19 protein-coding genes are annotated in these 24,104 nt (G+C 67.5%); 4 read left to right on the top strand and 15 right to left on the bottom strand.

The features are described from left to right. Window positions 1-115 precede the first annotated feature (115 nt). From ABQJ54_RS11500 to ABQJ54_RS11460, 9 genes are all read right to left on the bottom strand, one after another. On the bottom strand, window positions 116-2,011 hold the full coding sequence (locus ABQJ54_RS11500; protein ID WP_367854451.1) for a potassium transporter Kup: 1,896 nt from the start codon (window positions 2,009-2,011) through the stop codon (window positions 116-118). 27 nt (window positions 2,012-2,038) lie between these two features. Next, entirely contained in the window at window positions 2,039-3,961 is a 1,923-nt protein-coding gene (locus ABQJ54_RS11495) for a potassium transporter Kup (protein ID WP_367854450.1), read from the bottom strand. 15 nt (window positions 3,962-3,976) lie between these two features. Then, on the bottom strand, window positions 3,977-4,570 hold the full coding sequence (gene ruvA, locus ABQJ54_RS11490; protein ID WP_367854449.1) for a Holliday junction branch migration protein RuvA: 594 nt from the start codon (window positions 4,568-4,570) through the stop codon (window positions 3,977-3,979). Beyond that, the gene (ruvC, locus tag ABQJ54_RS11485; RefSeq protein ID WP_367854448.1) at window positions 4,567-5,088 is read right to left on the bottom strand and encodes a crossover junction endodeoxyribonuclease RuvC; all 522 of its coding nucleotides are present in this window, start codon (window positions 5,086-5,088) and stop codon (window positions 4,567-4,569) included. The genes ruvA and ruvC overlap by 4 nt, the downstream gene beginning before the upstream one ends. Window positions 5,089-5,121: 33 nt before the next feature. Then, window positions 5,122-5,850, bottom strand: a complete 729-nt coding sequence (locus ABQJ54_RS11480) for a YebC/PmpR family DNA-binding transcriptional regulator (RefSeq protein ID WP_367854447.1) — start codon at window positions 5,848-5,850, stop codon at window positions 5,122-5,124. 80 nt (window positions 5,851-5,930) lie between these two features. Then, window positions 5,931-6,563 carry an alpha/beta fold hydrolase gene (locus ABQJ54_RS11475; protein WP_367854446.1) on the bottom strand — a complete coding sequence of 211 codons (633 nt, stop codon included), beginning with the start codon at window positions 6,561-6,563 and terminating at the stop codon, window positions 5,931-5,933. A gap of 181 nt (window positions 6,564-6,744) precedes the next feature. Next, window positions 6,745-8,508 carry an aspartate--tRNA ligase gene (gene aspS / locus ABQJ54_RS11470; protein ID WP_367854445.1) on the bottom strand — a complete coding sequence of 588 codons (1,764 nt, stop codon included), beginning with the start codon at window positions 8,506-8,508 and terminating at the stop codon, window positions 6,745-6,747. 91 nt (window positions 8,509-8,599) lie between these two features. Beyond that, window positions 8,600-8,755, bottom strand: a complete 156-nt coding sequence (locus ABQJ54_RS11465; protein WP_367854444.1) for a DUF3011 domain-containing protein — start codon at window positions 8,753-8,755, stop codon at window positions 8,600-8,602. A gap of 16 nt (window positions 8,756-8,771) precedes the next feature. Next, window positions 8,772-9,095: an FmdB family zinc ribbon protein gene (locus tag ABQJ54_RS11460; RefSeq protein ID WP_367854443.1), complete on the bottom strand. Its 324-nt coding sequence runs from the start codon at window positions 9,093-9,095 to the stop codon at window positions 8,772-8,774. Between the two features lie 287 nt (window positions 9,096-9,382). On the opposite strand from ABQJ54_RS11460, the gene ABQJ54_RS11455 reads away from it, so the two are divergent. Beyond that, the gene (locus tag ABQJ54_RS11455) at window positions 9,383-11,875 is read left to right on the top strand and encodes a TonB-dependent receptor plug domain-containing protein (protein WP_367854442.1); all 2,493 of its coding nucleotides are present in this window, start codon (window positions 9,383-9,385) and stop codon (window positions 11,873-11,875) included. 139 nt (window positions 11,876-12,014) lie between these two features. Then, window positions 12,015-13,796: a gamma-glutamyltransferase gene (ggt, locus tag ABQJ54_RS11450; protein ID WP_367854441.1), complete on the top strand. Its 1,782-nt coding sequence runs from the start codon at window positions 12,015-12,017 to the stop codon at window positions 13,794-13,796. A gap of 174 nt (window positions 13,797-13,970) precedes the next feature. Here the strand turns inward: ggt and clpB are convergent, their stop codons facing one another. The 3 genes from clpB to rluD all read right to left on the bottom strand — a co-directional run bounded on the left by clpB (window position 13,971) and on the right by rluD (window position 18,595). Further along, complete coding sequence (gene clpB, locus ABQJ54_RS11445; protein WP_367854440.1) at window positions 13,971-16,553, bottom strand: ATP-dependent chaperone ClpB; 2,583 nt, start codon at window positions 16,551-16,553, stop codon at window positions 13,971-13,973. Window positions 16,554-16,737: 184 nt separating this feature from the next. Then, entirely contained in the window at window positions 16,738-17,487 is a 750-nt protein-coding gene (gene pgeF / locus ABQJ54_RS11440; RefSeq protein ID WP_367854439.1) for a peptidoglycan editing factor PgeF, read from the bottom strand. Between the two features lie 133 nt (window positions 17,488-17,620). Then, window positions 17,621-18,595 carry a 23S rRNA pseudouridine(1911/1915/1917) synthase RluD gene (gene rluD, locus ABQJ54_RS11435; RefSeq protein WP_367854438.1) on the bottom strand — a complete coding sequence of 325 codons (975 nt, stop codon included), beginning with the start codon at window positions 18,593-18,595 and terminating at the stop codon, window positions 17,621-17,623. Window positions 18,596-18,689: 94 nt separating this feature from the next. On the opposite strand from rluD, the gene ABQJ54_RS11430 reads away from it, so the two are divergent. Next, window positions 18,690-19,556 (top strand): outer membrane protein assembly factor BamD, encoded by an 867-nt coding sequence (locus tag ABQJ54_RS11430; protein ID WP_367854437.1) that lies wholly within the window; start codon window positions 18,690-18,692, stop codon window positions 19,554-19,556. Between the two features lie 81 nt (window positions 19,557-19,637). Here ABQJ54_RS11430 and ABQJ54_RS11425 read toward each other — a convergent pair whose 3' ends face one another. Together ABQJ54_RS11425 and ABQJ54_RS11420 are read right to left on the bottom strand one after the other, a co-directional pair. Continuing rightward, on the bottom strand, window positions 19,638-21,260 hold the full coding sequence (locus ABQJ54_RS11425) for an NAD+ synthase (protein ID WP_367854436.1): 1,623 nt from the start codon (window positions 21,258-21,260) through the stop codon (window positions 19,638-19,640). Between the two features lie 123 nt (window positions 21,261-21,383). Continuing rightward, complete coding sequence (locus ABQJ54_RS11420) at window positions 21,384-22,001, bottom strand: LysE/ArgO family amino acid transporter (protein ID WP_367854435.1); 618 nt, start codon at window positions 21,999-22,001, stop codon at window positions 21,384-21,386. A 102-nt stretch (window positions 22,002-22,103) separates the two neighbouring features. On the opposite strand from ABQJ54_RS11420, the gene ABQJ54_RS11415 reads away from it, so the two are divergent. Then, complete coding sequence (locus ABQJ54_RS11415) at window positions 22,104-23,012, top strand: LysR family transcriptional regulator ArgP (RefSeq protein WP_367854434.1); 909 nt, start codon at window positions 22,104-22,106, stop codon at window positions 23,010-23,012. A gap of 63 nt (window positions 23,013-23,075) precedes the next feature. Here the strand turns inward: ABQJ54_RS11415 and sucD are convergent, their stop codons facing one another. Next, window positions 23,076-23,951, bottom strand: a complete 876-nt coding sequence (sucD, locus tag ABQJ54_RS11410; RefSeq protein ID WP_192163173.1) for a succinate--CoA ligase subunit alpha — start codon at window positions 23,949-23,951, stop codon at window positions 23,076-23,078. Between the last annotated feature and the right edge of the window lie 153 nt (window positions 23,952-24,104).

Below are 24,104 nucleotides of genomic sequence, written 5' to 3'. Positions count from 1 at the left end.
CCAAAGAAGGGCTGTCCTGCCCTTCTTTGGCTCGCCCCGGTCGGGCGTTGCCCGATCGGGGCTCCGCCAGCCGGTCACTTCGTGATCGGCTGGCGTGCGGGCCGTCCATGGCTCGCTAGATTTCCACCTGCGCGCCGAGTTCTATGAGCCGATTGCCCGGAATCTGGAAGTACGCGGTGGCCGGCAGCGCATTGCGCGCCATGAAGGCGAACAGCTTGTCGCGCCACAGCGCCATGCCGGGACGACGCTTGTCCGCCACGATGTTTTCGCGCGACAGGAAGAAGGTGGTGTCCATCATGTCGAACGGCAGACCCGAGCGTGCGCACTGTGACAGCGCCAGCGGCACGTTCGGGTCCTCGGCGAAGCCGAAACGCAGCTCGATGCCGTGGAACTCGTCGCCCAGCGCATCGATGTGGACGCGCTCCTCGGCATCCGCCACCGGCGACTCCAGCATTTCCACGGTCAGCAGCACGTTGCGCTCGTGCAGCACCTTGTTGTGCTTGAGGTTGTGCAGCAGCGCATGCGGCACCGCATGCTGGTTCGCGGTCAGGAACACCGCCGTGCCTGGCACGCGCAGCGGCGGATGCTCGCGCATGGCCTCGATGAACGGCGCCAGCGCCAGGCCGCCCTGCTTGATCTCGCGCACCACCAGTTCGCGCCCGCGGCGCCAGGTGGTCATCCACGCAAACACCGCCAGGCCAAGCACCAGCGGGAACCAGCCGCCGTATTCGACCTTAATCAGGTTCGCGCTGAAGAACGACAGGTCGATCACCAGGAACAGCACGCCCGCCGCGATCACCACCGGCAGCTTCCAGCCCCATTGCCGGCGCGCCACGATGAGCGCCAGCACCGTGGTGATGCTCATGGTGCCGGTCACCGCGATGCCGTAGGCCGCGCTCAGGCGGTCGGAGCTGCCGAAGTGCAGCACCGCGAACAGCACCATCAGCAGCAGGAACCAGTTGACCCAGGGCACGAAGATCTGCCCGGACATCTCGCGCGAGGTGTGCACGATCGGCATGCGCATCGAATAGCCCAGCGACATCGCCTCGCGGGTCATCGAGAACGCCCCCGAGATCACCGACTGCGAGGCGATCACCGCCGCGGCGGTGGCCAGCACGATCATCGGGGACAGCAGGACCGATGGCACCAGCTTGAAGAACGGGCTGTCGATCGCCTCCGGATGCATCAGCAGCAGCGCACCCTGGCCGAAGTAGTTCAGCACCAGTGCCGGCAGCACGAAACTGAACCAGGCCGTGCGTATCGGTTTCTTGCCGAAATGCCCCATGTCCGCATACAGCGCCTCGGCGCCGGTCAGCGCCAGCACCACGCCGCCCAGCGCGATGAAGGCCTGCAGACCGTGGCTGAAGAAGAACCTCACCCCGTACCAGGGGTTGATCGCATACAGCACCTGCGGGTGGCGCACGATCATGTTGATGCCGAGCAGCGCGATCGTCACGAACCAGACCATCATCACCGGGCCGAACAGCTTGCCCACCCGCTCGGTGCCGTGCTTCTGCAGCAGGAACAGCAGGATCAGCACCACCACGGTGATCGGCACCACCCACTTGTCCAGCCCCGGCGCGATCACCTTCACGCCCTCGACCGCGCCCAGCGTGGTGATCGCCGGCGTGATCACGCCGTCGCCGTAGAACAGCGCCGCACCGAAGATGCCGAGGATCACCAGCACCCAGCGCAACCGGGGCTGTTCGCGCACGCAGCGCTGGGCCAGCGCCATCAGCGCCATGATGCCGCCCTCGCCCTTGTTGTCGGCGCGCATGATGAACACCACGTATTTCAGCGACACCACCAGGATCTGCGCCCAGAAGATCAGCGACAGCACGCCGTAGACGCTGGCCGGCGAGGGATGCAGGCCGTCATGGCTGAGCGTGGTCTGCAGGGTGTACAGCGGGCTGGTGCCGATGTCGCCGTAGACGATGCCGACCGCGCCCAACACCAGCGCGGCCAGGCGCGGCGAGGGCGAGGCGCCCGGCGGAGATGCAGTGGAAGTCATGGTGGACATGGGTCCGGTTGGGTTCGATCAGATCTCGACCTGCGCGCCCAGCTCGATCAGCCGGTTGCCTGGAATCTGGAAGAATGCGGTGGCTGGCAGGGCGTTGCGCGCAAGGAAGGCGAACAGCTTGTCGCGCCACAACGCCATGCCAGGACGGCGCTTGTCGGCCACGATGTTCTCGCGCGACAGGAAAAAAGTGGTGTCCATCATGTCGAACGGCAGGCCTGAGCGTGCGCACTGCGACAGCGCCAGCGGCACGTTCGGGTCCTCGGCGAAGCCGAAGCGCAATTCCAGGCTGTAGAACTCGCAGCCCAGGTCCCCGATCCGGATGCGCTCCCCGGCATCGGCCACCGGCGTTTCCAGCACTTCCACCGTCAGCAGCACGTTGCGCTCGTGCAACACCTTGTTGTGCTTGAGGTTGTGCAGCAGCGCGTGCGGCACGGCCTCCTGGTTGGCGGTGAGGAACACCGCCGTGCCCGGCACACGCAGCGGCGGGTGCTTGTCGATGTTCCCGATGAACGGCGCCAGCGCCAGGCCGCCCTGCTTGATCTCGCGCACCACCAGTTCGCGCCCGCGATGCCACGTGGTCATCATGACGAACATCGCCAGCCCCAGCACCAGCGGGAACCAGCCGCCGTCGGGGATCTTCAGCGTGTTGGCGCCGAAGTAGCTGAGGTCGATGCACAGGAACAGCAACGCGGTGGCGATCACCAGCGCGCGGTTCCAGTGCCACATGCGGCGCGCCACGATCATGGTCAGCGTGGTGTCGATCGCCATCGTGCCGGTCACCGCGATGCCATAGGCGCCGGCCAGCGCGTTGGACGAGCCGAAACTGATCACCGTGGCGATCACCGTCACCATCAGCGAGCGGTTCACCCATGGCAGGAAGATCTGCCCGATCGCCTCGCGCGAGGTATGCACCACCTGCATGCGCGGGATGAAGCCGAGCTGGATCGCCTGTCGCGTCACCGTGAACGCGCCGGAGATCACCGCCTGCGAGGCGATCACCGTGGCCAGCGTGGACAGCCCGATCATCGGGTACAGCGCCCAGCCCGGCACAGAGTGGTAGAACGGGTTGGCGATCGCCTCCGGATGCAGCAGCAGCAGCCCGCCCTGGCCGTAGTAGTTGAGCAGCAGCGCCGGCATCACGAAGAAGAACCAGGCGGCGCGGATCGGGAAACGGCCGAAGTGGCCCATGTCGGTGTACAGCGCCTCGGCGCCGGTCACGCACAGCACCACCGAGCCCAGCGCCAGGATCGAGGTCCTGCCGTGGGTGCTGAAGAACTGCACGGCGTGCCAGGGGTTGAGCGCCCACAGCACGCCGGGCGCCTGGATGATGTTCCACACCCCGATCAGGCCAAGGGCCAGGAACCACAGCACCATCACCGGGCCGAAGACCGCCCCGACCCTGGCCGTGCCATGGCGCTGGAACCAGAACAGCCCCAGCAGCACCGCCACCGTGATTGGCACCACCCAGTGCCCGAGCCGCGGCGCGGCCACCTGCAGGCCTTCCACCGCCGACAGCACCGAGATGGACGGCGTGATCACGCCGTCGCCGATGAACAGCGCCGCACCCAGCAATGCCATCAGCACCACCAGCTTGCGCATGCCCATGGAGCCACCCACCGCGCGCTGAGCCAGTGTCATCAACGCCATGATGCCGCCTTCGCCCTTGTTGTCGGCGCGCATCACCAGGCTCACGTACTTCACCGCCACCACCAGGATCAGCGACCAGGTGACCAGCGAGAGAATGCCCAGTACCGTGCTGGGGCGGGGATGCAGGCCATGCCCGGGCAGGAAGGTCTCGTGCATGGTGTACAGCGGACTGGTGCCGATGTCGCCGAACACCACGCCGATGGCACCGAGGATCAGCGCCTTCTTGCTGCCGTGCAGAAGCTCGCCGTCGCCGGCGGCCGGTGCGGGCTGATCCGTCCTGGCCTGTGCGCTCATGGTTATCCCGGCAGCCTAGCCGCCCAGCGCGGCGCGCAGCGCCTTGCGGATGATGGCTTCGGCACTGTCGCCGTCGGCGGCGACCTTCTGTACCAGCCGCGCCACTTCGGCGGGCTTGTAGCCCAGTTGCTGCAGCGCCACCGTGGCTTCGCCGGCCGCGTCGAGCGGCGCGCCGGCCACCGCGGCGCCCGGCAGGCTCACCGCCAAGCCGTCCACGCGGTCGCGCAACTCCACCACGATGCGCTCGGCGGTCTTCTTGCCGATGCCGGGGATCTTGGTCAGCGCCACCACGTCGCCGGCATGCACCAGCCGCGCGAAATCGTTCGTCGACACGCCGGACAACACCGCCAGCGCGATCTTCGCGCCGATGCCCGAGACCTTCTGCAGGTTGCGGAACAGCGCGCGCTCGGCCTCCTGCAGGAAACCGTACAGCGCCACGCTGTCTTCCTTCTGCGCGTAATGGGTGAGCAGGGTCACTTCCTTGCCCAGCCCCGGCAGGTCGTAGATGGTGGACATCGGCGCCTCCAGCTCGTAGCCGACGCCGCCCACTTCCACCAGCAGCCACGGTGGCTGCTTGGAAACCAGGATGCCGCGCAGGCGGCCGATCATCGCCGCCGCCTCCATGCCGTGCGCGGAATGCCCACGCGTTCGAGGCTGGCGCGCGTGTGCGCATGCGCCACCGCGATCGCCAGCGCGTCGGCGGCGTCGGCCTGCAAGGGCCCTTTCAAGCCGAGCAGCACGCCGATCATGTGCTGCACCTGGGCCTTGTCGCCTCGACCGCTACCGACCACAGCCTGCTTCACTTCCGTCGCCGCATATTCGTGCACCGCGATTCCCCGGCTCACTACCGCGCAGATCGCGGCTCCCCTCGCCTGCCCCAGCTTCAGGGCCGAGTCGGCATTGCGCGCCATGAATACGCGCTCGATACCGCACTCGTCCGGACGATGGGCGGCGATGATGTCATTGAGTTCGTCAAAAATGCGTTTCAGGCGCAGCGGGAAGCTGGCCTCGCCGGCCACCGCCAAGGCGCCGTGGAACACATGCGTGAGCTTGCCGGCAACATCGACGTCGATGATGCCCACGCCGGTGCGCTGGCTGCCCGGATCGATGCCGAGGATACGGGTCATCACGGATGCGGGCGGCAAGCGGCGCGTTGCCGCTTACTCGCCCGCCTCGGCCGGCAGCAAGGCGTTGTGATACACCTCGCTCACGTCGTCCAGCCCGTCGAGCTTGTCGAGCATGGCGGTGAGCGCTTCCAGCGCCTCGCCGCTCACCGCGGTGCGGTTGTTGGGGCGCATGCCCACGCCGGCGTGCTCGGATTCCAGCCCGGCCGCGGCCAACGCCTGCTGCACCGTTTCGAAATGCTCCGGCGCGCACAGCACGGTGCTCTCGCCGTGCTCGTTCACCACGTCGTCGGCACCAGCTTCCAGCGCGGCTTCCAGCACCTTTTCTTCCTTCGCCGCGTCGCCGCCGGTGGCGAACACCAGCTCGCCGCAGCGGGTGAACTGGAAAGCCACCGAGCCCGAGGTGCCGAGGTTGCCGCCGTGCTTGGTCAGCGCGTGGCGCACGTCCGCCACGGTGCGCACCGGGTTGTCGGTGAAGCAATCGACGATCAGCGCGATGCCGCCCGGGCCGTAGCCTTCGTAGCGCATTTCCTCGCCGGCGCCATCAGCGCCCGAGCCGCGCTTGATCGCGCGTTCGATGGTGTCCTTGGTCATGTTGGCGGCCAACGCCTTGTCCACCGCCGCGCGCAGACGCGGATTGCTGGCGGGATCGGCCACGCCGGCGCGCGTGGCGACGGTGATCTCGCGGATCAGCTTGGTGAACACCTTGGCGCGCTTGGCATCCTCGGCGTTCTTGCGGCCTTCGATGGACGGACCTCTACCCATGGCGGTTCCCGGACTCGGTTCAAAAAGGACAAGCCGGCGATTTTACCGCAAGTCGCGGCGGCAGCCGCCAGCCCGCCAGGTCAAATCGCCGCGGAATCGAACCGCCCCTGGCGCAGGAACGCATTCACCAGCCTGGCCACCTCCTGCGAGAACAGCAGGCCGGTGTGATTGGCTTCGACCACGCAATGGTCGGCCACGCCGGGCAACCGGGTTTCCTCCACCGCCACGGTGCCGTCGTGTTCGCCGTCCAGCTGGCCCAGCATCGCACCCAGCCCCAACGGCAGGCGACCGGCGATCACGCCCACTTCGCGCGGACCATCCCAGCGTTCGAAACCCTGCTCCAGCAGGCTGCGATTGTGGCCCAGCAGCACCTCGCTGCCGCGCCCCCAGGTGGCAAAGGCGCGCGCCGCCGCGCTGCCCTTGAGCGGCGAACCGAGGCAGACCACGCGCCCCGGCGGCAGTGCCGTCGCATCGAGACAGGCACGCAGTGCCAGCAGACCGCCCAGGCTGTGCCCCACCAGGTGCACCGCATCAGGCACGTATTCGCCCATCTGGGCCTGCAGCCGCGCAAGGATGCGCTGCTGCGACGAGGCCACGCTCAAATAGTCGAAGCGATGCACGCGGAAGCCGTCGGCGATCAGGCGACGATGCAGCATGCCCAGCGCGAAACCGCGCATCCACAGGCCGTGCAGCAGAATGACATGCTCAGTCATGAGGTTCCCGATCAACCCCCTCTCCCCACCGGGGAGAGGGCTGGGGTGAGGGCCAAAACTTGCGACATCGCAAGCCCCCGCCCCCTCATCCGACCCTTCGGGCCACCTTCCTCGCTCCTCAAAGCCGGCGCCATCCATGGCGCCTCCCTGCGTACTCCCCACGGGGAGAAGGGAAGCAAAGTCAGGCCTTCCCGGCCACCACCGCCACGCCGAGTTCCTTCAGCTGCACCGCCGTCACCACCGACGGCGCGTCGGTCATCAGGTCCTGCGCGCTGGTGGTCTTGGGGAAGGCGATCACGTCGCGGATCGACTCGGTGCCGGCCATCAACGCGGCGATGCGATCGATGCCGAAGGCCAGGCCGCCATGCGGCGGCGCGCCGAACTTCAGCGCCTTCAGGAGGAAGCCGAACTTCATCTCGGCCTCTTCCGCCCCGATGCCGAGCAGCTCGAACACCGCGCTCTGCATCTCTGGGCTATGTATGCGGATCGAGCCGCCGCCGATCTCGTTGCCGTTGAGCACCATGTCGTAGCCGCGGCTCACCGCGGTGGCGGCGTGGCTGCGCAGGTCGGCGATGTCGTCGATCTTCGGCGCGGTGAACGGGTGGTGCAGGGCCACGTAGCGCTGCGCCTCCTCGTCGTATTCGAACATCGGGAAATCGGTGACCCACAGCGGGCGCCAGCCCTCCTCAACCTGGCCGCGGTCCTTGCCCACCTTGAGGCGCAGCGCGCCCATGAAGTCGGTGACCGCCTTCCACCTGCCCGCGCCCACGAACACGATGTCGCCGGACTCGGCACCCGTGGCCTTGAGCACAGCGTCCAGTGCCACGTCGTCGAGGAACTTCACCACCGGCGAATTGATGCCTTCGCGGCCCTTGGCCAGATCCTCGACCTTGATCCACGCCAGACCCTTGGCACCATACCTGGCGACGTATTCGGCAAGGCCGTCGATCTCCTTGCGCGACAGCGCCGCGCCGCCCGGCACGCGCAGCGCGACCACGCGGCCGGCGGCATCGTTGGCCGGCTCGGCGAACACCTTGAACTCGACGTGCTTCAACGCATCGGCCACGTCCACCAGTTCCAGCGCGATGCGCAGGTCGGGCTTGTCGGAGCCGAAACGGCGCATCGCCTCCGCCCAGGTCATGCGCGGGAAGCTCGTGTCCAGTTCCACGCCCTGCACTTCCTTGAACACGTGTCGGATCAACTCCTCCACGAAGTCCTGCACGTCCTTTTCCTCGACGAAGGCGAATTCGAGATCGAGCTGGGTGAACTCCGGCTGGCGGTCGGCGCGCAGGTCCTCGTCGCGGAAGCAGCGGGCGATCTGGTAGTAGCGGTCGAAGCCCGCCATCATCAGGATCTGCTTGAACAGCTGCGGCGACTGCGGCAGCGCGTAGAACTGGCCCGGATGCACGCGGCTGGGCACCAGGTAGTCACGCGCGCCTTCCGGCGTGGCCTTGGTGAGGATAGGCGTCTCGATGTCCTGGAAGCCGCGGGCATCGAGATAGCGGCGCAGCGCCTGCACCAGCTTGATGCGCTTGCGCATCATCGCCTGCATCTCGGGGCGGCGCAGGTCGAGGTAGCGGTAGGTCATCCGCATGTCCTCGTTGGGATTCTCGTGCAGCGCGAACGGCAGGTCCTTCGCCGCATTGAGGATTTCCACCTTGTCCGCCAGCACCTCCACCGTGCCGGTGCGCAGCTTGTCGTTCACCGACAGCCGCTTGCGCAGCGTGCCGGTGACGCGCACGCAGTACTCGTAGCCCAGTTCGCCGGCCACCGCGAACGCAGCGGCGTTATCGCGCTCCACCACCACCTGCGCCAGGCCCTCGTGGTCGCGCAGGTCGACGAAGGCCACATGGGCCTGCAGGCGGATCTTGTTGACCCAGCCGCACAGGGTGACGGTCTGGCCGAGCAGCGACTCGTCGATGAGGCCGCAGTGATGCGTGCGCATGCGCTTGGAACTCCGGGCCGCGGCCCTTGGGGAACGGAAGGAAAGGCTTGGAATATTAGCATCCCGACCGCGTTGGCCGGCGGCGGTGCAGCTACCAGCGCGGCCGACCGCCCCTCGCATCGCGGAACTGGGCCCGGCACCCGCCCTTCACCCACACGCTGCAGGGGTCGCTACCCCAGGTGCGACCCTCGATGCAGGCCGCATCGGACATCAGCCGCGACAGCGCCGGATAGCGTGTGGCCACCATCACGACACGCGGCGATTCAGCTTGATCCGTTGCCTGCGGAGGAGCCGCTGGCAGGTGCCGGCGCAGCAGCAGCGGCGGTCGCGGAAGTCGGGGCTGGCGCAGGTGCAGGTGCCGGGGCGCCGCCACCATCGCCAGCGAGGTTGCGCTTCTTGTCGCCATCCTTCTTGAAATCGGTCTCGTACCAGCCGGCGCCGGCCAGCCGGAACGAGGGCGCGCTCACGCGCCGGTGCACCTGCGGCGCGCCGCACTCGGAGCAATCGACGGGATCGGCATCGGACAGTTTCTGCAGGCGGTCGAAGCGGTGACCGCACTGGCTGCATTCGAATTCGTAGATGGGCATGGGCACTCCGTGGCTGCCGGACCGTCGCGCCCGAACCGGGCAGGCGACGCGGCAGCATCCCATTATTCGGGCCACGCCCCCGCTTTTCAATGCGCCATGTGGCGCATGGACAGACGGGCGCGAGTCACGGCAGGCTGTCCATCAGGGGAACTCCGGACCGTCAAGCAACACGCCAAAGAACACGCAAGCTTGTCTATTTGGCCGTCTATACGGCTATTGACGAAGCCACGCTTCGCCACTAGCCTGCAATTGTTGCGTCGCACCAACCATTTGCCCGGGGAGACACCATGAACAAGCCACATCACACTGCCCTGCTTCCTGCAGCCCTGGCTGCCGCCGTGCTGCTGGCGCTCGCCAGCGGCACCGTCGCCGCCCAGGACAACACCGCCACCAACACCACCACGCCCGCCAAGGCCAAGCAGCTGCAGACGGTAATCGTCACCGGCACCCGCTCCGCCAACCGCACCGAAAGCAGCGCGCTGACGCCGATCGACGTGGTTTCCGCCCAGGTGCTGCAGCAGACCGGCACCACCGATCTGCCCACCGCGCTGGCGCGCATCATTCCTTCGCTGAACTTCCCGCGCCCGGCCGCCGCCGATACCGCCGACACCCAGCGCCCCGCACAACTGCGCGGCCTGTCGCCCGACCAGGTGCTGGTGCTGGTGAACGGCAAGCGCTGGCACCCCGGCGCGATCCTGCTCAACAACGGCGTGATCGGGCGCGGCTCGCAGCCGGTGGACCTCAATACCATTCCGATGTCGGCCATCGACCACATCGAGGTACTGCGCGATGGTGCCTCGGCGCAATACGGCTCGGACGCGATCGCCGGCGTGATCAACATCATCCTCAAGAAGGGCGCCAAGGGCGGCGACGTGGAGGTGAGCGGCGGCCAGTACTCCGCCGGCGACGGCCGGCAGTGGCTGGGCTCGGCCAACTTCGGCATCCCGCTCGGCGGCGACAGCGGTTGGCTGCGCCTCGCGCTGGAAAGCGGCAACGAGGACAACACCAACCGCGCCGGCCCGGATGACCGCTCGCCGGCCTGGGAAGCGCTGGGCGTGAACTTCCGCCAGGGCGACCCCTGGGTACACAGCAACAACGTGCTGCTCAACATGCAGTACGACATCACGCCGAACGTGCAGTTCTACGCCTTCGGCCACTATGGCCGCCGCAACAGCATCTCGCCGGCGTTCTTCCGTTACGGACTGAACTCGCCCTCGCCGAAAAGCCCGCTGATGGCCTCGATGTATCCCGACGGCTTCCTGCCGCTGGAAAACGCCGACTCCTTCGACCAGTCGCTGGTGGCCGGCCTGCGCGGCACGGTGGACGGCTGGCGCTGGGACGTCTCGGCCAACGCCGGCGGCAACCGCGTCTCCTACGAGACGCAAAACAGCATGAACTTCGCCTTCTTCAACGACTTCGGCTACTCGCCCACGGTGTTCCAGGACGGCATCCTCAAGTCCAGCCAGCAGTCGTTCGACATCGACATCGCGAAGGATCTCAACCCCGGTTGGCTGCCGAATCCGTTGACCCTGGCCTTCGGCACCGAGTACCTGCGCCAGGGCTATCAGATCGGCCCGGGCGAGCTGGCTTCCTGGTACGTGGGCACCTCGGGCGTCTCCGGCGGCGCGCAGGGCTTCGCCGGCTGGCAGCCGGCCAACGCCGTGAATGCCGCGCGCCACGACGTGGCCGAGTACATCGACCTCGAGACGAACCTCACCGACAAGCTCGGCGCCTCGCTGGCGGTGCGCCACGAGGACTACTCCGACTTCGGCAACACCACCTCGGGCTCGCTGTCGTTGCGCTATGACTTCACCGACAGCTTCGCGCTGCGCGGCACTGCGGGCACCGGCTTCCGCGCGCCATCGCTCGGGCAGGAGTATTTCTCGCAGATCTCCTCGCTGTATTTCGGCGCCGGCAACTCGGCGGCCTTGCCGCCCGGCATCTACAACAGCGGCCTGGTGCCGGTGGGCAGCCAGATCGCCACCCTGCTCGGCGCTGAGGCGCTGAAACCGGAGAAGTCGCGCAACTACACCCTCGGCGCGGTGTGGAACCCCACCGACACGCTGAACCTCAGCCTGGACGTCTACCAGATCTACATCGACAACCGCATCGCGTTGTCCGGCGCCATCTCCACCACCTCGCCGGTCGTGACCAGCTACCTGGCGGCCAACGGCATCACCAACCTCAACTACAGCAGCGTCAACTACTTCACCAACGCCGGCGACACGCGCACGCGCGGCGTGGACTTCGTGGGCACCTGGGTGAAGGATCTCGGTGATATCGGCACGTTCACGACCACGCTGAGTGCCAACTACAACCAGAACGTGGTCACCAGCGTCAAACCCAACCCCGCCGTGCTCAACAACCTCGGCGTCAGCTTCGTGCGCCTCAACCGCCAGGACATTGAGGGCTATCTCGCCAATTCCACGCCGCGCAGCAAGCTGATCCTCGGCGAGCAGTACGCCATCGGCAACTGGAGCTTCAACGGCACGCTGACCCGCTATGGCCGCTACACCAGCTACGTGAGCAGCCTGACCAGCTACGACCCGGCGACGGGCGTGGTCGACCAGACCTTCACCCCGAAGTGGGTGCTGGACCTGTCCGGCAGCTACCGCTGGCAGAGCTGGACCTTCACCCTGGGCGTGGACGACGCCACCGACACCTACCCGGACAAGAACATCGCCAGCGGCACCAACAATGGCACCCTGCCCTACTCCACGTTCTCGCCATTCGGCTACAACGGCGCCTACGTCTACGGCAAGGTGCGCTACAGCTGGTAACGGTCCAGCACGAACGGCGCGGCTCCGGCCGCGCCGTTATTTTGCGCTCACCATCCCTGGCGGTCGCCCAACGGGCCATCGCTGACGCGATGTCGAAAATCGCCACGCTGATCTTTGCCCCATCTCCAAGGTTTCGAACATGACCAAGTCAGCTTTCCTGTGGAGCTTCGCCACCGTGCTGGCGGCCGCACCCATCGCGCAGGCCACAGCCCGGCAGGCGACGCAGGCGCCGATTCCCCAGCAGGCCCTCGACGCCACCGCGCATGGCACCACCATGGCGGAACTCGCCAACGCCAGGCCGGTGACGGCGCGACACGCCATGGTGGTCTCCGCCCAGCATCTCGCCACGCAGGTGGGCGTGGACATCCTCAGGCAGGGCGGCAACGCCGTCGACGCCGCGGTGGCGGTGGGCTATGCGGAAGCAGTGGTGCATCCCTGTTGCGGCAACATCGGCGGCGGCGGCTTCATGCTGGTGCACCTGGCCGACGGCAGGAACGTCTTCCTCGATTTCCGCGAGAAGGCACCGCTGAAGGCCACCCCCACGCTGTTCCAGGACGACAAGGGCAACGTGATCCCGGGCAAGAGCACCCATACCTACCTCGGCGTCGGCGTGCCGGGCACCGTGATGGGCCTGGACACTGCGCTGCAGAAGTACGGCACGATGCCGCTCAGCAAGGTGATCGCGCCTGCGATCAAGCTGGCCAGCGAGGGCTACGTGCTGGAACAGGGCGACGTCAACATCCTCGACCAGCGGGTCAAGGACTTCGCCAAATACCCCAACGTCGCCGCGACCTTCCTCAACCAGGGCAAGCCGTGGACCGTGGGCGAGCGCCTGCGCCAGCCGCAACTGGCGAAGACGCTGGAGCTGATCGCGAAGGACGGCACCGACGCGTTCTACCGCGGGCCCATCGCCAAGGCCGTGGTCGCCGGCAGCGACGCCAACGGCGGCATCCTGTCGCTGCAGGACTTCGCCGACTATACGGTGCAGTGGGAGGCGCCGATCACCTGCTCGTATCACGGCTATACCTACGTCGCCGCACCACCGCCCAGTTCCGGCGGCGCCTCGATCTGCCAGATCCTGCAGATCCTGGAACCGTATCCGCTGGCGAAGTGGGGCTACGGCTCGGTGAACAGCGCGCACACCATCATCGAGGCCGAGCGGCGTGCCTACGCCGACCGCAACACCTACCTCGGCGACCCCGCCTTCGTGCACAACCCCATAGCCAAGCTGCTCGCACCCGGGCACATCGCCGCGCTGCGCGCCAGCATCCAGCCCGACAAGGCCACGCCGTCGTCGGAGATCAAGGGCAGCCTGGGGCCGGAAGAAGGCACCAACACCACCCACTACTCCGTGGTGGACAGCCACGGCAACGCGGTGGCCGTGACCTATACCATCAACTACCTGTTCGGCAACGGCCAGATCGCCGGCGACACCGGCTTCTTCCTCAACAACGAGATGGACGACTTCACCTCCAAGCCGGGCGTGCCCAATTCCTTCGGCCTGGTGCAGGGCAAGGCCAACCAGATCGAACCCGGCAAGCGCCCGCTCAGCTCCATGTCGCCCAGCATCGTGCTGCGCGGCCCGGAGAAGAAGCTCTACATGGTCACCGGCAGCCCCGGCGGCTCCACCATCATCACCACCGTGCTGCAGAGCTTCCTCAACGTGGCCGAGTTCGGCATGAACATCAAGCAGGCGGTGGACGCGCCGCGCATGCACATGCAGTGGCTGCCGGACATGGTGATGATCGAGCCCGGCCTGTTCGCGCCCGACGTACAGAAGCGGCTTGAAGCGATGGGCTACAAGTTCAAGGAAGTGCGCTCATGGGGCGCGGACGAAGCGATCCGCGTGAACCCGGATACCGGCGTGCTCGAAGGCGCCAACGACCGTCGCCGCCCGGCGGGTCTGGCTGCCGGCTACTGACGCCGTAACTCCCCTCTCCCGCTTGCGGGAGAGGGGTTGGGGGAGAGGGCTCGGGCGCAGCGCGTTGAAGAAGTTTCCCGTGCAATTCAATCACGCGCTCCGCCCGAACCCTCTCCCGCCCTTCGGGCACCCTCTCCCGAAGGGAGAGGGATTCACTGGGCAGTGTTCCGCACGTCAATCCTGGCGGAACACCAGATGCCCGCCTGCTGCATCCACACCGATGGTGCTGCCCGGCGCATGGCGGCCTTCGAGGATTTCCTTCGCCAGCGGGTTCTCCAGCTGCTGCTGGATCGCGCGCTTCAGCGGCCGCGCACCGTACACCGGGTCGAAGCCCACGTTGCCAAGCAGGTCCAGCGCCTTCTCGCTGATCTCCAGTTTCAACTGGCGCTCGGCCAGGCGCTTCTCCAGCGCGGTGAGCTGGATCAGCGCGATGCGGCGGATCTGCTTCTTCTCCAATGGGCGGAACACCACCAGCTCGTCGAGGCGGTTGATGAACTCGGGGCGGAAGTGCGCCTGCACCACGCCGAGCACAGCGGCCTTCATCTGCAGGTAGTCCGCTTCCGAATCGCCGGCCTGCTCCTGGATCAGCTGCGAGCCGAGGTTGGAAGTCATCACGATCACGGTGTTGCGGAAATCCACGGTGCGGCCCTGGCCGTCGGTGAGGCGGCCGTCGTCCAGCACCTGCAGCAGGATGTTGAACACGTCCGGATGCGCCTTCTCCACCTCGTCCAGCAGGATCACGCTGTACGGACGCCGGCGCACGGCTTCGGTGAGGTAGCCGCCTTCCTCATAGCCCACGTAGCCAGGGGGCGCACCGATCAGCCGGCTCACCGAGTGCTTTTCCATGAACTCGCTCATGTCGATGCGCACCATCGCATCCTGGGTGTCGAACAGGAACTCGGCCAGCGCCTTGCACAGCTCGGTCTTGCCCACGCCGGTGGGGCCGAGGAACAGGAAGGAACCGCTGGGCCGGTTCGGGTCGGACAGGCCCGCCCGCGCACGGCGCACCGCGTCGGACACCGCGCGCACGGCCTCGTCCTGGCCCACCACGCGCTTGTGCAGCTCGTCCTCCATGTGCAGCAGCTTCTCGCGCTCGCCTTCCAGCATCTTGGCGACCGGGATGCCGGTCCAGCGCGCCACCACTTCGGCGATTTCCTCGGCGGTGACCTTGTCCTGCACCAGGGTGAATTCCTGCGTCTCGGCGGCCTGTGCGGCGGCGAGCTGCTTTTCCAGTTCCGGTAGCTTGCCGTACTGGATCTCGCTCATCTTGGCGTAGTCCTGCCGGCGCTGGGCCGTTTCAAGCTCGAGGCGCGCGGCCTCGATCTGCTCCTTCACCTTGGTCGCGCCCTGCAGCGCAGCCTTTTCCGATTTCCACACCTCGTTGAGGTCGGAGAACTCGCGCTCCAGCTTGGCGATGTCGGCTTCCAGGTCGGCCAGGCGCTGCTTCGATTCGCTGTCCTTCTCCTTCTTCAGCATCTCGCGCTGGATCTTCAGCTGGATCAGCCGGCGTTCGAGGCGATCGAGTTCCTCCGGCTTGGAGTCGATCTCCATGCGGATGCGCGAGGCCGCCTCGTCCATCAGGTCGATGGCCTTGTCGGGCAGCTGGCGGTCGGGGATGTAGCGGTTCGAGAGCGTGGCCGCGGCCACGATGGCTGGGTCGGTGATCTCCACGCCGTGGTGCACCGCGTAGCGCTCCTTGAGGCCACGCAGGATCGCGATGGTGTCCTCCACCGAGGGCTCGCCCACGAACACCTTCTGGAAACGGCGTTCCAGCGCGGCGTCCTTCTCGATGTACTGGCGATACTCGTCCAGCGTGGTGGCGCCGATGCAGTGCAGCTCGCCGCGCGCCAGCGCGGGCTTCAGCATGTTGCCCGCGTCCATCGCGCCCTCGCCCTTGCCAGCGCCGACCATGGTGTGCAGCTCGTCGATGAACAGGATGATCTGGCCTTCGTTCTTGGCGAGGTCGTTCAGCACGGCCTTCAGCCGCTCCTCGAACTCGCCGCGGAATTTCGCGCCCGCGATCAACGCGCCCATGTCCAGCGCCAGCACGCGGCGGTCGCGCAGGCCCTCCGGCACCTCGCCCTTGACGATGCGCTGGGCCAGGCCTTCCACGATCGCGGTCTTGCCCACGCCGGGTTCGCCGATCAGCACGGGGTTGTTCTTGGTGCGCCGCTGCAGCACCTGGATGGTGCGGCGGATCTCCTCGTCGCGGCCGATCACCGGATCGAGCCTGCCCGACTCCGCCCGCTCGGTGAGGTCGATACAGTATTTCTGCAGCGCCTGGCGCTGGTCCTCGGCGTTCTCGCTCTGCACCTTCTCGCCGCCGCGCACCTGCTCGATGGCGGCCTCGAGGTTCGCCTTGGTGGCACCCGCCGCCTTGAGCACCGTGCCCAGCTCGCCCTTGTCCCCCAGTGCCGCCAGCACGAACAGCTCGCTGGCGATGAACTGGTCGCCGCGCTGCTGCGCCAGCTTGTCGGTGAGGTTGAGCAGGCGATTGAGGTCGTTGCCCACGTTGAGGTTGCCCTCCTGCCCGCTGACCCTGGGCAGGCGGTCGAGCAGCTCGTTCACGCGCTGGCGCAGCGCCGGCACGTTCACGCCCGCGTGCGTGAGCAGCGGCGCGGTCGAACCACCCTGCTGGTTCAGCAGCGCCGCCATCACGTGCACGGGTTCGAGCATGTTGTTGTCGCGGCCGACGGCCAGCGACTGCGCGTCGGCCAGCGCCTGCTGGAAACGCGAGGTGAGTTTGTCCATCCGCATCGGTGCAATCCCCACAAAGGTTTGGCGGCTGCGCCGCCACTGGGCAGGGAGATGCGGACGGCGCCCGTCGATTCAAGCAGGCGGGGTGCCTAGCTGGCGTCAAGGCTTCAGCCGGCAGGCGGGATTGCAACGTGATGCTGGCAGGTGTTTGTGCAGGCGGCAGGGCAATGCCGCCAGCGCAAGGTCAACCGCCGGCCAGCCAGATCAGGCTCGCGAATCGCCCGCTCCGCGCCCCTTCCCGCCGATACGAGTAGAACCGCGGATCGACGAAGGTATCGAATCCGCCCCCGTGCATCCGCATGATTCCTGCAGCGGCCAGGCGCTGCCGCGCCAGCGCCGCGAGGTCGCAACGCCAATGCCCCGGCCGCGTCGCCGTGAAGCAGGCGGCAGCCCCGGCCGAGTGATCCACGAAGGCGGTGCGAACCTCCTCACCCACCTCGTAGGAAGGTCCGCCGATGCATGGTCCCAGCCACACCAGCAAGCGCGACGGTGCGAGTTGCATCTGCTCGATGGTCGCTTCCAGCACGCCGGCGGCAAGGCCGCGCCAGCCGGCGTGGGCGGCGCCGATGGCGCTGCCGTCGTCGGCGCAGAACAGCACCGGCAGGCAGTCGGCGGTGAGGATGGCGAGCGCGGTGCCGGGGATGCGCGAGACCACAGCGTCAGCCTGCGGTTCGGTCGTGCCGGGCAGCGGGCCGAGTTCGGCGACCGTGGCGCCATGCACCTGGTGCAGCCAGCGCGGTGCGCTGGGCAGGTCCAGCGCCTGCTGCAGCACGCCGCGATTGCTGCCCACCACCTCGGCGGATTCGCCGCTGCGCAGGCCCAGGTTGAAGCGGCCGAACGGTGGCGCCGAAACGCCGGGGCCTTCGCTGGTGCTCACCGCCGCGTGCACGCGCGCGGGCGCCGGCCAGTCGGGAAAGATCCAGGTGTCGGTCATGTCCTTCGACGCGGGTGGAGGCGGGGAAGCGGCAAGCATCGCATACCCGCGTCATCGGCGTGTGGCGACGGCACCCTGAAACAAGAAACCCACCGCTGCCCTCCCCTGCGTACAGAGAAGGGAGGGTTCGAGGTCAGCCGTCGTCGTGGCCGTGGGCAGCGAGGTCGTCGCGCAGGGCAGCGATCAGCGCAGTCAAGTCGGCGGGGCGTTCGGCGGCGAAAGACAGGGCCTCGCCGCTGACCGGATGCGCGAACGCCAACCGCTCGGCATGCAGTGCCTGGCGCCGGAAGCCGCGCAGGGCGGCAACCAGCTCCGGCGTGGCGCGCTTCGGCAGCTTGAGGCCGCCGCCGTAGAGCGGATCGCCCACCAGCGGATGGCCGGCGTGGGTGAGGTGCACGCGGATCTGGTGGGTGCGGCCGGTTTCCAGGTTGCACTGGATCAGGCTGTGGACGCGGAAGCGCTCGCGCAGCCGGTAATGGGTGACGGCGTGCTTGCCGCTTTCCTCGTCGCGCACGGCCTGGCGCAGGCGGTCGCCCATGCTGCGGCCGATCGGCGCGTCCACCGTGCCGCCGGAAACCAGGCTGCCCAGCACCACGGCCTCGTACTGGCGCTCGACATCGTGGCGCGACAGCATCTCCACCAAGGCGGTCATCGCGGGCAGGGTCTTCGCCACCACCATCAGGCCGGAGGTGTCCTTGTCCAGCCGGTGCACGATGCCGGCGCGCGGCAGCTCGGCCAGCTTCGCATCGTGGTGCAGCAGCGCATTGAGCAGGGTGCCGGAAGGGTTGCCCGCGCCGGGGTGCACCACCAGCCCGGCCGGCTTGTCCAGCACCAGCAGGTGCTCGTCCTCGTGCACGATGCGCAGCGCAATAGCCTCCGGTGCGCTGGCCACCTCGGCCTCCAGTTCGGCCTCCAGCCGCACCTGTTCGCCGCCGCGCAGCAGCTGGCGGGGTGGCGCCGTGGCGCCATCCAGCGTGGCCGCGCCGGACTTGATCCAGGCGGAGAGGCGCGAGCGTGAATAGTCCGGGAACAACTCGGCCAAGGCCTGGTCGAACCTGCGTCCGGCCGCCGACAGCGGCACCCGGGCCTCATGGCGTATTACGGTCATGCGCCGCCTCCCGCAAGGCGGCTGGCGACATGCCGCGGAGTGGTGCCGGTTTCGGCTATCATGCCTTTTCGATCAAACATCTGAATCCTTTTCCATGCGTCCAACTATCGACTCGCTCAAGCTGCCGATGACCACCCGGTTCTACATCAGGACGCTCGCCGTACTCGCCCTGGCCCTCACGACGAGCGCCTGCTCGCTGTTCGGCCGCCACCGCCCCAACATCGATACCATGCCGGTGGACGCGCTGTACAACAACGCGCACACCTCGCTGGAGAATTCCGACTATTCCGCGGCCATCAAGGCCTACCAGCGCCTGATCGCCCGCTTCCCGTCCGGCGACTACAACGAGCAGGCCCAACTGGAGCTGGCCTACGCGCAGTACAAGGACAGCCAGTCGGACGACGCGTACTCGACGATCAACCGCTTCATCAAGACCTACCCGGCCAACAAGCATGTGGATTATGCCTACTACCTGCGCGGCCTGATCAATTTCGACCGCACCACCGGCTTCATGGATCGCGTCTCGCACGACAAGGAGGCGCAGTCGCGCCGCGACCAGGGCTACAACCTGCAGTCCTTCGACGACTTTGCCGAGCTGTCGCGCCGCTTCCCGAACAGCGCCTACGCGGCCGATGCGCGCCAGCGCATGATCTACCTGCGCAACGTGCTGGCGCAGTACGAGATCAACGTGGCCGAGTTCTACCTGTTCAACCGCGTCTACGTCGGCGCTGCCGACCGCGCCCAGTACGTGATCGAGCATTACCAGCAGGCTCCACAGGCCGGCGACGCGCTGGCCATCCTCACTCGCAGCTATCTCGCGCTGAAGCAGGACAAGCTGGCCGACCAGACCCGCCAGGTGCTGGCGATGAACTACCCGAACCATCCCTACCTGAAGGATCCGAAGTGGCCGCACGAAGTGGCGAAGTGGCGCAAGATGGTTCCATTCATGCGACATCACTGAGCACGGCGACATCACACAAAGACACCGGGCCTGGCCCGGTGTCTTTTTTCATGCCCGATGCCGAGGAGCGTCGCGCGCAGCTCAACGCCAGCCCGAGGTGATCGGGTAACGCCGCTCGCGGCCGAACGCGCGAGTGGTGACGCGCGGCCCTGGCGCCGACTGGCGGCGCTTGAACTCGTTGGCCAGCACCAGCCGCACCACGCGATGCACCACGTCGGCGGCGAAACCGGCTTCGATGATCTCGGCCTGCGACTGCTCGCCCTCGATGAAACGCTCGAGGATCGCGTCCAGCACCTCGTAGGGTGGCAGCGAATCCTGGTCGGTCTGGTTGTCGCGCAGTTCGGCCGAGGGTGGACGGTCGATCACGGCCGCCGGGATCGCCTCCCCGCCACCGGCCTGCGCGTTGCGCCAGCGTGCCAGGCGGTACACCGTGGTCTTGTAGACGTCCTTGAGCGGCGCGTAGGCGCCGCACATGTCGCCGTACAGCGTGCAGTAGCCCACCGCCATCTCGCTCTTGTTGCCGGTGGCGAGCAGCAGCTTGCCGTGCTTGTTGGACAACGCCATCAGCATCACGCCGCGGGTGCGCGACTGCAGGTTCTCCTCGGTGGTGTCGGCGCCCCTGCCGGCGAAGACGGGGGCCAGCGCGCCGAGGAAGGAGCGGCAGGTCGGCTCGATATCGATCACGTGGTAGTCCACACCCAGTTGCTCCGCCTGTGCGCGGGCACCGTCCAGCGACAGTTGCGAGGTGTGGCGGGTGGGCATCATCACCGCGGTGACGCGTTCGGCACCCAGTGCATCCACCGCCAGCGCCAGGGTCAGCGCCGAGTCGATGCCGCCGGACAGGCCCAGCAATACGCCGGGGAAGCCGTTCTTGTCGATGTAGTCACGTATGCCGCGCACCAGCGCGGCATACAGCGCGGCCGCGGGTGGCACCTCGGCCGGCGTTGGCCAGCCTTCGGCCTGCAAGGTGCGCGTGGCCGGGTCGAACTCGGTCCACAGCAGCGTATCGACGAAGGCCGGCGCACGCGCCGCGACACGGCCGTCGCCGTTCACCAGCAGCGAGCCGCCGTCGTAGACCACTTCGTCCTGGCCGCCGACCAGGTTGAGGTAGGCGAAGGCGCAGCCAGTCTCCTGCGCGCGCGCAACCAGCACTGCCTCGCGCTCGGCCTGTTTCGCGTCGTTCCAGGGCGATGCGTTGATCACCACGATCAGCTCGGCGCCGGCATGGGCCGCGGCGGCAGCTGGCTCGGGCCGCCACACGTCCTCGCAGATCAAGAGGCCGATGCGCACGCCGCCCAGCGTGGTCACCGCACTGGCATGGCCGGGACGGAAATAGCGCTTGTCGTCGAATACGCCGTAGTTGGGCAACGCCTGCTTGTGCGCGATCTGCGCAATGCGGCCATCGCGCAGCAGCGCGGCGGCGTTGAACACCTCGCCCTCGCTGTGCGGAAAGCCCACCAGCGCGGCCAGGCCGTTCGTACCGGTCGCCAGCGCTTCCAGTTCCTGCTGGCAGGCGGCGAGGAAACTGGGGCGCAGCAGCAAATCTTCCGGCGGGTAGCCGGAAAGAGCCAGCTCGGGGAATACCACAAGCTCGGCGCCACCGCTGCGGGCCTGTGCCATCAGGTCGCCCATCTTCGCGGCATTCGCCGCGACCGCGCCGACCGGGAAATCGTGCTGGGCCAGCGCCAGTCTCAGGACAGCCATGGATCAAGCTCTTCAGGGATGGAATCGGGAACGAAATGGTAGTGCATCGCCATCCGCACAAGAGGCCCGGACAGCTCTCCCTGGACACCCCGCCGTCACCAGCTCCCCCGCGCCATGCCGGCCTCAGGCCATCGGCTGCAACAGCAGCAGGCAGGCCAGCCCCCACATCAGCGCAGCTACGAATACATCGAACACGCGCCAGGCGGCTGGGCTGCGGAATACCGGAAGCAGCCACCGCGCACCGTAGCCCAGCGCCGTGAACCACAGCAGGCTGGCACTCCCTGCGCCGGCGGCGAACGACCATTGTCTGCGGCCGTCGTAATGGGTGGACAGGCTGCCGAGCAGCACCACGGTATCCAGGTACACGTGCGGGTTGAGCAGGGTGAAGCCCAGGCAGGCCAGCACCGTGCGTCCGCGCCCGTTCGCCGCTGCATCGGCCGGACGCAAGCCGCTTTCGCCGCGCCAGGCACGCCGCGCGGCCAGCAGGCCATACGTGGCGAGGAAGGCGGCACCCACGAAGCGCAGGACCTGCAGCAATACGGGCTGCTGCTTTACCGCAAGCCCCATGCCGGCCACGCCCAATGCGATCAACACGACATCGGCCAGCACGCAGACCAGCACCACTGCGCCGACATGCAGGCGCTGCAGCCCCTGGCGCAAGACGAAGGCATTCTGCGCCCCGATGGCGACGATCAGGCCGGCACCGGTACCGAGCCCGGCGAAATAGGCGGACGAAAGCATGGAGACCCCGCGGAAAGTGGCCTACTTTCGAATAGCCGTCCGCATCAGTAAAACTATATTTGCTTAACTCAATTCAGTTTTCCTGAATTCAGGAGAGAGCCCGTGCGCATGCTCAATCCCCAACTGGCCGCCTTCGTCGCCGTGCTGGACGAGGGCAGTTTCGATGGCGCCGCGCGACGGCTCGCGCTGACCCCCTCGGCCATCTCGCAGCGCATCAAGGCGCTGGAGGACCGCCTGGGCCAGGTGCTGGTGCTGCGCCAGTCGCCCAGCCGGGCCACGCCCGCGGGGGAACGGCTGCTGCGTGGCGTGCAGCAGATGCGCCTGCTGGAGGCCGAGATCCTGGGTGACTTCGCCGTCGAAACCGCGCGCGCCGCCCCGGTCACGGTGTCGATCGCCGTGAACGCGGATTCGCTCGCCACGTGGGTGCTCGGCGCCCTGGTCGAACCGCACCAGCACGACGGGTTGCTGTTCGACGTGCGGGTGGAGGACCAGGACCATTCCGCCAATCTGCTGCGCGACGGCTCGGTGCTCGGCGCGATCACCGCCGATGCCAGACCCGTGCAGGGCTGCACGGTGAAGAAGCTGGGGGTGATGCGCTATCTGCCGATCGCCTCGCCAAGCTTCGTCGCCAGGCATTTCCCTCAGGGCCCGGACGCCGCTTCGCTAGGCGCGGCGCCGATGCTGGTGTTCAACCGCAAGGACGCCCTACAATGGCGCTTCATTCGCAGCGTGACCCACGCCCGGCTGGCCCCGCCCATGCACTACCTGCCCTCCTCCACCGCCTTCGTGGAAGGCGCGGCGCTGGGCCTGGGCTGGGCGATGGCGCCGGAGGCCATGCTGGAACAGCCCTTCGCCCAGGGCATGCTGCAGCCGATCGCGCCCCGGCGCTGGCTGGACGTGCCGTTGTACTGGCAACACTGGTCGATCCGTTCGACCGCACTGGCCAAGGTCACCGACGCCCTGCTGCGCGCGGCACGGCAAGGCTTGCGCAGCGCGCACTCTTCCCCGTAGACGCAGGAAAACAAGAAGGGCCGCACGACGGCGGCCCTTCCGGTATCGGTCGGACGAACCCGATTACTTCTTCATCAGCTTGGCGAGCGTCTTGCCGAGGTCGGCAGGCGACTTCACCGTGGTGACGCCGGCCTTCTCCAGCGCGGCGAACTTCGCCGCCGCCGTGCCCTTGCCGCCGGAGATGATCGCGCCGGCATGGCCCATGCGCTTGCCGGCCGGGGCCGAGGCGCCGGCGATGAAGGACACCACCGGCTTCTTGACGTACTCGCCGATGAACTCGGCGGCGTCTTCCTCCGCCGAACCACCGATCTCACCGACCATGATGATGCCCTCGGTCTGCGGATCGTCCTGGAACAGCTTCAGGCAGTCGATGAAGCTGAGGCCGTTGATCGGGTCGCCGCCGATGCCGATGCAGGTGGACTGGCCCAGGCCCTCGTTGGTGGTCTGGAACACGGCTTCATAGGTCAGCGTGCCCGAACGCGACACGATGCCGACCTTGCCCGGCTGGTGGATGTGGCCCGGCATGATGCCGATCTTGCATTCGCCCGGGGTGATCACGCCGGGGCAGTTCGGGCCGATCAGCACGGTCTCCGGATGCTGCGCCAGCACGTTCTTCACGCGCAGCATGTCCAGCACCGGGATGCCCTCGGTGATCGCCACGATCACGCGGATGCCGGCATCGACGGCTTCGAGGATGGAGTCGGCCGCGAACGGCGGCGGCACGAAGATCACCGACGCGTCAGCGCCGGTTTCATCGACGGCCTCGGACACCGAATTGAAGACCGGCAGGCCGATGTGCTCGCTGCCGCCCTTGCCGGGGGTGACGCCGCCGACGACCTTGGTGCCGTAGTCGATCGCCTGCTGCGCGTGGAAGGTGCCCTGCTGGCCGGTGAAGCCCTGCACCAGCACCTTGGTGTTCTTGTTGATCAAAACGCTCATGGATCAATCCTCGAAATGCTTGCCCGTAGGAGCGGCCTGGGTAGGAGCGGCTTCAGCCGCGATGGCTGCAGGATCGCGGCTGAAGCCGCTCCTACAACCACCCCGCGCCGCGCCCCCAGGGGATTATTTGGCGGCGGCCACGGCTTTCTGCGC

The organism is Rhodanobacter lycopersici (assembly GCF_040812335.1).
In the GTDB taxonomy this organism is placed as follows: domain Bacteria; phylum Pseudomonadota; class Gammaproteobacteria; order Xanthomonadales; family Rhodanobacteraceae; genus Rhodanobacter_A; species Rhodanobacter_A lycopersici.
This window is presented reverse-complemented; position numbering and strand designations above follow the sequence as displayed.

Coding starts and splice junctions, on each gene's coding strand:
- ABQJ54_RS11500 (WP_367854451.1), bottom strand. CDS start 2,011: ATGACTTCCACTGCATCTCCGCCGGGCGCCTCGCCCTCGCCGCGCCTG.
- clpB (WP_367854440.1), bottom strand. CDS start 16,553: ATGCGGATGGACAAACTCACCTCGCGTTTCCAGCAGGCGCTGGCCGAC.
- aspS (WP_367854445.1), bottom strand. CDS start 8,508: ATGCGCACGCATCACTGCGGCCTCATCGACGAGTCGCTGCTCGGCCAG.
- ggt (WP_367854441.1), top strand. CDS start 12,015: ATGACCAAGTCAGCTTTCCTGTGGAGCTTCGCCACCGTGCTGGCGGCC.
- ruvC (WP_367854448.1), bottom strand. CDS start 5,088: ATGACCCGTATCCTCGGCATCGATCCGGGCAGCCAGCGCACCGGCGTG.
- pgeF (WP_367854439.1), bottom strand. CDS start 17,487: ATGACCGACACCTGGATCTTTCCCGACTGGCCGGCGCCCGCGCGCGTG.
- ABQJ54_RS11455 (WP_367854442.1), top strand. CDS start 9,383: ATGAACAAGCCACATCACACTGCCCTGCTTCCTGCAGCCCTGGCTGCC.
- ABQJ54_RS11425 (WP_367854436.1), bottom strand. CDS start 21,260: ATGGCTGTCCTGAGACTGGCGCTGGCCCAGCACGATTTCCCGGTCGGC.
- ruvA (WP_367854449.1), bottom strand. CDS start 4,570: ATGATCGGCCGCCTGCGCGGCATCCTGGTTTCCAAGCAGCCACCGTGG.
- ABQJ54_RS11420 (WP_367854435.1), bottom strand. CDS start 22,001: ATGCTTTCGTCCGCCTATTTCGCCGGGCTCGGTACCGGTGCCGGCCTG.
- ABQJ54_RS11460 (WP_367854443.1), bottom strand. CDS start 9,095: ATGCCCATCTACGAATTCGAATGCAGCCAGTGCGGTCACCGCTTCGAC.
- ABQJ54_RS11495 (WP_367854450.1), bottom strand. CDS start 3,961: ATGAGCGCACAGGCCAGGACGGATCAGCCCGCACCGGCCGCCGGCGAC.
- ABQJ54_RS11475 (WP_367854446.1), bottom strand. CDS start 6,563: ATGACTGAGCATGTCATTCTGCTGCACGGCCTGTGGATGCGCGGTTTC.
- sucD (WP_192163173.1), bottom strand. CDS start 23,951: ATGAGCGTTTTGATCAACAAGAACACCAAGGTGCTGGTGCAGGGCTTC.
- ABQJ54_RS11465 (WP_367854444.1), bottom strand. CDS start 8,755: ATGGTGGCCACACGCTATCCGGCGCTGTCGCGGCTGATGTCCGATGCG.
- ABQJ54_RS11430 (WP_367854437.1), top strand. CDS start 18,690: ATGCGTCCAACTATCGACTCGCTCAAGCTGCCGATGACCACCCGGTTC.
- ABQJ54_RS11480 (WP_367854447.1), bottom strand. CDS start 5,850: ATGGGTAGAGGTCCGTCCATCGAAGGCCGCAAGAACGCCGAGGATGCC.
- rluD (WP_367854438.1), bottom strand. CDS start 18,595: ATGACCGTAATACGCCATGAGGCCCGGGTGCCGCTGTCGGCGGCCGGA.